Origin of the sequence: Sulfitobacter sediminis, assembly GCF_040811725.1 — a bacterium.
Lineage (GTDB): Bacteria > Pseudomonadota > Alphaproteobacteria > Rhodobacterales > Rhodobacteraceae > Sulfitobacter > Sulfitobacter sediminis.
In genome coordinates this window covers 1-1825 of the sequence record NZ_JBFNXX010000078.1, presented here as the reverse complement: position 1 = coordinate 1825, position 1825 = coordinate 1, and the positions used below count along the sequence as shown (strand labels likewise).

Here is a 1825-nt window from a genome sequence, read left to right as displayed (position 1 = left end):
TTACTGAGGTCGTAGGCTAAATCCGTCCGGGGAAAGGGGAAGTGCCGTCACGCTCCGATTTGTGCAACAAAGCCGCGCTACATCAAAAGGACGTACCTCAATTCTTTCGCTGAATCGCCCTGTAGCAGGAGTTTAGTCGAGAAACGCAACGGCAGCATTTGCGCAGTGCTTTTGCCCCCTGACTGCATTCCTCTGTACGGAGCTTTGGTGTTGGCATCGAAAAACTAGTCGCCGGATAGCCGAGAACTTATGCTTCAATGCTGCAAGGCGCGCGTTTTTCTGCAGCCGAGCGACGTCACGCTCGTGAACAGTGGGAAGTTGGTATTTTGCAGACTGGTGCTTGAGAAGGTCAAGGTTTGTCAGGGGCATCATCGTGTGTCTCCTTTGCTGATGCCCCTAACGTGGCGCATCACCGCCAGTTCCGCTTGATGAGAACCTTTCGAAAAACCTGTGTTATCCCTTAGGTTTTCTAAGGGACATACAGGCAGGATATCGTAAGGTTGCAGCCATGGAATACTGCTTTTCAGATTGCACACTTGACGACGCGCGGCGCAGTCTGACACGTGGTGATACCCCTGTCGCCGTCGAGCCACAGGTGTTCGACCTGCTTTTGCTGCTGGTCGAGAACGCTGATCGGGTCGTTACACGGGACGAAATGGTTGATGTGGTTTGGGGTGGGCGGATTGTTTCGGAAAGTGCGATCAGTGCTCGGATTGCGGCGGCGCGCAAAGCAGTAGGCGATGATGGCAAGCGTCAGGCCGTGATCGGCACAGTGGCCCGGCGTGGGCTAAAGATGTCGACTGACGTGTCAAAGAATGGCCGAACGTCAGACGAGCTGCCGTCCGCAACAAGCGAAATCACCCAAAGAATCCGCTACACCAAAAACGCCCGAGGTCATTCAATTGCTTATGCTGTCACAGGAAGCGGTTCACCTATCGTTCGGGTCGGATACAACCTGACGCATCTGGAAGAAGAATGGAAAGCAAAGGTCGACAGGCCTTTCTTTGATCGCGTCGGCGAACGGCATACACTGATACGTTTCGACCCCGCAGGTATAGGTCTATCGGAGCCAGGGCCTATTGACGTGGACTTTGACGCAATGGCCGATGACATTCTTGCTGTGGCGACCGCAGCAGGGTTTGATCAATTCGCAATACTAACGCATTCCGGCGGGGTTCTTCCCGGCGTGCGTGCTGCGGCGCGCGCTCCCGAACGCGTCAAGCGACTTGTTGTCATGGGAGGGTACGTTGATGGTCGGATGCGACGCCACACCGAACCAGAGCCGGATGCAATTCGCGCTATGCTCGCCGAAGGTTGGAGCAGCAAAGAAAGCGCTTTTACTACAGCCTACATGATGTCCTATTTCCCCGAAGGCCCACTGGACGCGGTCATGGACTATGTGCGCATTACAACAGCTTCCTGCCCGCGGGACCAAGCCTTGCGAATACGTGATGCCAGCAACTCCGATTCCATTGCAGGTTTCTTGGCGCAGGTAAGATGTCCAACACTGATTATCCATTCGAGAGACGATGGTGTGCATCCCATATCGGAAGCCCGGAAGCTCGCAATCAACATACCCGATGCCGAGCTTGTAATTTTGGAGACGGCCAATCTAATCCCCCTCCCGGGTCAACCGGAATGGCCTCGCATGATGCAAGCCGTACTCGATTTCTTGGACGATTGAACGGTAGCGTTGTCATTCGCGAAAGCGGTTATTCAATAATGCAACGTCGACGACGGCTAAGTCCGGATGTTGTTGAAAAACTCTGCTTGAGCGAAGCGTGATCGGCTGATTCACTTGCCCTGAGGCAAGGGAGATCTGGCG

Annotated in this window: 1 protein-coding gene; it reads left to right on the top strand. The window is 54.4% G+C overall.

Going from position 1 to position 1825, the window contains the following annotated elements; all coding sequences use genetic code 11:
- Window positions 1–508: 508 nt before the first annotated feature.
- Window positions 509–1684: an alpha/beta hydrolase gene (locus AB2B41_RS23200; RefSeq protein WP_367880200.1), complete on the top strand. Its 1176-nt coding sequence runs from the start codon at window positions 509–511 to the stop codon at window positions 1682–1684.
- The last annotated feature ends 141 nt before the right edge of the window (window positions 1685–1825 follow it).

Coding starts and splice junctions, on each gene's coding strand:
- AB2B41_RS23200 (WP_367880200.1), top strand. CDS start 509: ATGGAATACTGCTTTTCAGATTGCACACTTGACGACGCGCGGCGCAGT.